Below are 6,008 nucleotides of genomic sequence, written 5' to 3' on the forward strand. Positions count from 1 at the left end.
GGGCCGCGAGGTCCAGCGCGGCGGCGGCCAAGCTGCGGCCATGGGCGCCAGTGGCGGGGCGCAGCACCCAACCGGGCAGGTCCTCCAGCACCTCGGGCCCCGCCGGCCAGCGCGTGTCCGGCTGCGGCAGCAGCAGGTCCTCGCCCAACAGGCGGCGGGCCAGGGTGGGCAGGAAGGTGGCCAGGCCCGGTGCCTCGGCGAGGCCGGAGCCTGGCTCATTGACGATCTTGACCGTGCCGTGGCGGGCGGCATCCAGCAGGCCGGGCACGCCCATGCCGCCGCCATCCAGTTCCAGCGGGTCCAGCCCACGGCCCGGCACCCGGCGCAGCAGCACATGCACCGGCTGCAAGCCCTTCAGCGTCTTCAGGAAGACACCGCCGTTGCGCACGGAAAGATCGCCCGGTTCCACCAGGGCGCAGGAGAGTTCGCGTGCCAGCAGCACATGTTCGAACCACAGGCGGTGATGCACGCCGGGTGTCAGCAGCGCCACGGCGGGGCCATCGCCGCCTGGGGCCCGGCGCTGCGGGGCCAGGTGTTGCAGCGCATCCTGCCATAGCTCGAAAAAGGGGCGCAGCGGCCGCAGCTGGTGGCCGCGGAACAGGCCGGGCAGGGCGCGCGCGAGCATGCGGCGGTTTTCCAGCGCATGGCCGATGCCGCCGGCCCGACTGGTGCGGTCCGCCACCACATGCCAGCGGCCATCCGGCGCGCGCAGCAGGTCGGCGGCGTAGCAGTGGAGGAAGGGGTGGTGGGGCCTGCCATCGGCCTTCCGGCAGGGGCGCAGGAAGGAAGGATTGGCAAAGACCAGCGCCGGCGGCACCAGCCCTTCCGCCACCAGTCGTTGCGGGCCGTAGAGGTCTGCGAGCAGCGTCTCCATCAGCCGTGCCCGCTGCGCCAGCCCGGTGGCGAGATGCTCGAATTCCTGGGCTGGCAGGACCAGCGGCACCGGGTCGCAACGCCAGGAGGCCTGGCCCGCCGCCGGCACCTCGCCCGGCAGCAGCGAGGTCACGCCCTCGGCGAAGACACGGTCCATGCGCCGCGCCGCTTCGCCGAAATTGCCGGCGACGCCATCGGCCAGCCCGGCCAGCACGCCGCGCCAGTGCGGGCGCAAGTGGCCCTGGCCATCGACCATCTCATCGCGCGGGGGAAGCTTGCTCACCCCGCGCCCGCTATCACGCGAAGTGGCGCAGGTCGAGGGTTCGGCTCAGCTCCGGCCCCGTGGTGCGTAGCGGCTCCGGCATCGGGCCGCCGCCGGGTGTTCCGGGCGTGTGGCCGAAGGGGAAGAAGCGGGCGCGGCGGCGTGCCTCGGCCTCGTTGGCATTGACCGGGAACTGCTCGTAGTTGCGGCCGCCGGGATGCGCGACATGATGGGTGAAGCCGCCCAGGCTGCGGCCGGTCCAGCTATCCCAGAGGTCGAAGACCAGCGGCACCTGCGCGCCGATCATCGGGTGCAGGGCGGAAGGCGGCGCCCAGGCCTTGAAGCGAACCCCCGCCACGAATTCACCGGCCTGTCCGGTGGCCTGCATCGGCAGGGCGCGGCCATTGACGGCAACGGTGTAGCGTTCCGGCACGAAGCCGCTGGCCTTCACCTGCAGGCGCTCGGTGGAACTGTCCACGTAGCGGGCGGTGCCGGTGCCGGTGCTTTCCTCGCCCAGCACATGCCAGGGCTCCAGCGCATGGCGCAGTTCCAGGCCCACGCCAGCCAGCGCCACCTCGCCCACCCGCGGGAAGCGGAATTCGGCATGCGGCGCGAACCATTCCGGCTGCAAGGGCGCGCCGAGGGAGCGCAGTTCCGCGACGGCATCGTGCAGATCCTGCACCGCGTAATGCGGCAGCATGAAGTCGTCGTGCAGCCGGGTACCCCAGCGGATCAGCCGGCGTTCGTAAGGCCGGTTCCAGAAAGCGGCGACGGCGGCGCGCATCAGCAGCATCTGGGCGGCGGCCATGCGCGGATGCGGCGGCATCTCGAAGGCGCGGTATTCCACCAGCCCCAGCCGGCCGGTGCTGCTGTCCGGCGAATACATCTTGTCGATGGAGAATTCGGTGCGGTGGGTATTGCCGGTCATGTCCGCCAGGATGTTGCGGAACAGCCGGTCGGTGACCCAGGGCGCCTTCTCCTCGAAGGGCCGCACCTGCCCGAAGGCGATCTCCAGGTCGTTCAGCACATCCTGCCGCGCCTCGTCGAGGCGCGGATGCTGGCTGGTGGGGCCGATGAAGAGCCCCGCGAACAGAAAGCTGAGGCTGGGATGGTTGTGCCAGAAGCCCAGCAGCGACTTCAGCAGGTCCGGGCGCCGCAGGAAGGGGCTGTCGGCCGGGGTGGCCGCGCCCATCACCACATGGTTGCCGCCGCCGGTGCCGGTGTGGCGGCCGTCCAGCATGAACTTCTGGGCGGCGAGCCCTTCCTGGCGGGCGGCTTCGTAAAGCTGCTCCGTCCGCTCCACCTGCTGGTCCCAGTTCAGGGCGGGGTGGACGTTCACCTCGATGACACCGGGGTCGGGCGTGACGGAGAAGCTCAGCACGCGCGGGTCGCGCGGTGGCGGGTAGCCTTCCAGCACCACGCGGCGGCCAGCCCGCGCCGCCGTGTCCTCGACGGCGGCGACAAGGTCCAGCCAGTGCTCGATCTTCGTCAGCGGCGGGAAGAAGACATGCAGCCTGCCGTCGCGCGCCTCCACCGTCAGGGCGGTGCGGACCAGGGCTGATGCTCCGGCCTCCACCTCCGGCGCCGGCTGGTGCCGCACGGGGAAGAATTCGCTGCCCTCGGTGGCTCCGGGCGTGCCAGGGCGCGAGAGCTGGCCTGCGCGCCCCGCCACGCCGGGTGCGGCGCGATGGAAGCTCTCCGCGGCAGGCAGGGGGGCACGCGGGGCGAAGGGATCGGCCTCGAACTCGGCCGGGATCTGCGCGGGGTCGGCCCAGGGCAGGCTTTCCAGCGGCAGGCGGAAGCCGATGGGGGAATCGCCCGGGATCAGGAAGAGCGCATCGTCCCGGAAGAACCACTTGCCGGATTCCCAGCCATTCGCGCCATGGCGCAGCGGCAGCACCGAGCCGACGCTGGCCGCCAGCCCCTGGCCAAATACCCGCGCCAGCCGCGCGCGCTCCAGCGGGTCGCGCAGCTTGGCATCCTCGGCCAGCACATTGGCCGGCAGGCGCTTTTCCCTCCAGAGGTAGTAATGAATGTCCTCATGGGCCGGGTTCACCAGCGCCGGGTCCAGGCCCAGCCGTTCCGCCAGCGCGGCGGCGAAGGCGGCGGCATCCTGCGCCGTGGCGCTATCCTGGTGGTCGTCGTCCGACAGCAGGGCAGGGTCGCGCCAGACGGGCTCGCCATCGGCCCGCCAGAAGGCATTCAGCGCCCAGCGGGGCAATTGCTCGCCGGGGTAGTGCTTGCCCATGGCGTATTGCACGACGCCGCCCTTGGACCAGATGGGCATCAGCCGCTTCAGCAGCCGCCCGGCCAGCTTCCGCTTGGTGGGGCCCAGCGCGGCGGTGTTCCATTCCGCCGCTTCCTGGTCGGTGGCGGAAACGAAGGTCGGCTCGCCACCCATGGTCAGGCGCACCGCGCCGGCTTCCAGTTGCGCATCCACCTGCTGGCCGGCGGCCTTGATCGCTTCCCACTCCGCCTCGGCATAGGGCTTGGTGACGCGCGGCGTTTCCCGTACGCGGCGGACGGACATGCCGAAGTCGAAGCTCGCCTCCGCCTTGCTCATCAGCCCGCTGATCGGCGCGGCGGATTGCGGCTCCGGCGTCGCGGCCAGCGGGATATGCCCTTCGCCCGCCAGCAGGCCGGAGGTGGCATCCAGCCCCACCCAGCCGGCGCCGGGCAGATAGACCTCGGCCCAGGCATGCAGGTCGGTGAAGTCGGCGGCGGGGCCTTCCGGGCCTTCCAGCGGCTTCTCATCCGCCACCAGCTGGATCAGGTAGCCGGACACGAAGCGCGCGGCATAGCCCAGGTTGCGCAGCATCTGCACCAGCAGCCAGGCGCTGTCGCGGCAGGAGCCCTTGGCCTTCTCCAGCGTCTCTTCCGGCGGCCAGACGCCCGGCTCCAGCCGCACGACATAGGAGACGCTGCGGTTCACCAGCGCATTGATGTCCATCAGCATGGACACCGTGCCCTGCTCCTCCCGCCTGACCTGCGCCAGCAGGGCGGAGAGCAGCGGGCCGGGCTTGTCGGCGCGGCGGAAAGGCGCCAGCTCGTGCTCCAACGCCGGGTCGTAGCTGAAGGGCCAGGTCTCGGCCTCGGGCTCCAGGAAGAAGTCGAAGGGATTGATCGTGGCCATGTCGGCCACGAGGTCCACGGTGACGTCGAAATGCGTTACGCGCTCCGGAAACACCACGCGCGCGAGGAAATTGCCCTGCGGGTCCTGCTGCCAGTTCAGGAAATGCGGCTTGGGCGCGATGTTGAGGGAATAGGAAAGGATCGGCGTGCGCGCATGCGGCGCCGGCCGCAGCCGGATGGTCTGCGGCCCCAGCGAAACGGGGCGGTCATAACGGTAGCTGGTGCGGTGCGTCAGCGCGACGTTGATCGACATGCAGGCCCCCGGAAGGTCGTTCGCAGATCAGCATAGACCGCGCTTGTTGCGGTGCGACACGTTCCGGGGGGCGGATGGCTGCATGATCTCACGTGACGGGGTTGTGGCGGTGGTGGCGGCTGCTGCGGTCGAAGCGCCGGCTCATGATGTCGTTGCTCACGGCCGCCGCCGCCGCCGAGACCTGCGGCAGGGCAGGAGGCTCGCTCAGCCGGCGCAGCACCTCCGCCCCGCCGGCCGGGAAGTTGGGGCCGGAAAGGGCGGCGCGGGCGCCATCCGGGTCCAGCCCCTCCAGGGCACGGGCGGCACGGCGCAGGGCATTCTCCACCTCCCGTGCGTGCGCCTGGGGCGCGATGCCGAAGGCCTGGCGCGCTTCCGCCTGGCCGGATCGCAATTGAAGCAGCGTGGTGCCGCTGAAATCGCTCTGGCGCGCCAGATCCTCGCTGAGCCGACGGGTCAGGAACTCCAGCTGCGCGACGGCAAGCGCCACCCGTGCCGGTTGCCCGCGCTGCGCCGGCAGGTCGCCGAACTGGAAGGGTGCGTTCAGCGCCGCACCCCGGATCGGGTCCCCGGCGCCGCCGAGATAAACATTCGCCGGGTCAGAAGCCCCGACGCAGCCCGCCAGCAGCGGCAGGATAGCCAGGGCGGGCAGGAGGCGGAGGTGCTTTGACATGGCCGGATACCGGGTTGCTGTTCCGCAGCATCTGTCGCATCCCGGTGGCCATGCAAGCGGCATCGTGGCTCTCATGCGCCGATCCGCCCTTGCCCCCGCCGCCCTGCGCTGCCACACAGCCGCCGTTTGTCTTGACTCCGGGACCGATGACCGAAGACCTGCCCAGCCCAGCCCTGCTGCCTTCCGGCCTGACCGACCTGCTGCCGCCCGAAGCGGCGCGGGAAGCGGCACTGGTGGAGGCGATGCATGCCGTCTTCGCGGCGCATGGCTATGAGCGGGTGAAGCCGCCGCTGCTGGAATTCGAGGATTCCCTGCTGGCCGGCTCCGGCGCCGCCGTGGCGGACCAGACCTTCCGGCTGATGGACCCGGACAGCCACCGCATGCTGGGCCTGCGCGCCGACACCACGCCGCAGGTGGCACGCATCGCCGCCACGCGGCTGGGCGCCGTGCCGCGCCCGCTGCGGCTCTCCTATTCCGGCCAGGTGCTGCGGGTGCGCGGCACGCAACTGGCGCCGCAGCGGCAGATCCCGCAGGTGGGCATCGAGCTGATCGGCGCCGACAGCGCCGAGGCCGATGCGGAAGTGGCGCTGCTGGGCGTGGAAGCACTCGCCGCCGCCGGCATCGCCGCGCCCAGCCTGGACATCACCCTGCCCACCATGGCGCCCGCCCTGCTGGATGCCGCCGGGGTGGAAGGCGACCTGCGCCGCAAGCTGGCCCGGGCGCTGGACCGCAAGGACGCCGCCGCCGTGACGGAACTGGCCGCCATCGCCGGCCCGCCCGCCGTGGGGCTGACCGGCCTGCTGACCGCCGCCGGCCCG

The 6,008-nt window shown here is 71.6% G+C and carries 4 protein-coding genes; 1 reads left to right on the forward strand and 3 read right to left on the reverse strand.

All coding sequences use genetic code 11. From position 1 onward, the window contains the following. From IBL25_RS23790 to IBL25_RS23800, 3 genes are all read right to left on the reverse strand, one after another. A partial coding sequence (locus IBL25_RS23790) for a circularly permuted type 2 ATP-grasp protein (RefSeq protein WP_187780953.1) occupies positions 1–1,156 on the reverse strand: 1,156 nt, incomplete at its 3' end. 13 nt (positions 1,157–1,169) lie between these two features. After that, on the reverse strand, positions 1,170–4,520 hold the full coding sequence (locus IBL25_RS23795; protein ID WP_187780954.1) for a transglutaminase family protein: 3,351 nt from the start codon (positions 4,518–4,520) through the stop codon (positions 1,170–1,172). An 88-nt stretch (positions 4,521–4,608) separates the two neighbouring features. Continuing rightward, a complete protein-coding gene (locus IBL25_RS23800) occupies positions 4,609–5,190 on the reverse strand; it encodes a hypothetical protein (protein ID WP_187780955.1) in 582 nt (193 codons plus the stop codon). Positions 5,191–5,336: 146 nt separating this feature from the next. On the opposite strand from IBL25_RS23800, the gene IBL25_RS23805 reads away from it, so the two are divergent. Continuing rightward, positions 5,337–6,008: ATP phosphoribosyltransferase regulatory subunit (locus IBL25_RS23805; RefSeq protein WP_187780956.1), on the forward strand; the 672-nt coding region annotated here is incomplete at its 3' end.

The sequence above is a fragment of the Pseudoroseomonas ludipueritiae genome (genome assembly GCF_014490445.1).
GTDB classification, from domain to species: Bacteria; Pseudomonadota; Alphaproteobacteria; order Acetobacterales; family Acetobacteraceae; genus Pseudoroseomonas; species Pseudoroseomonas ludipueritiae.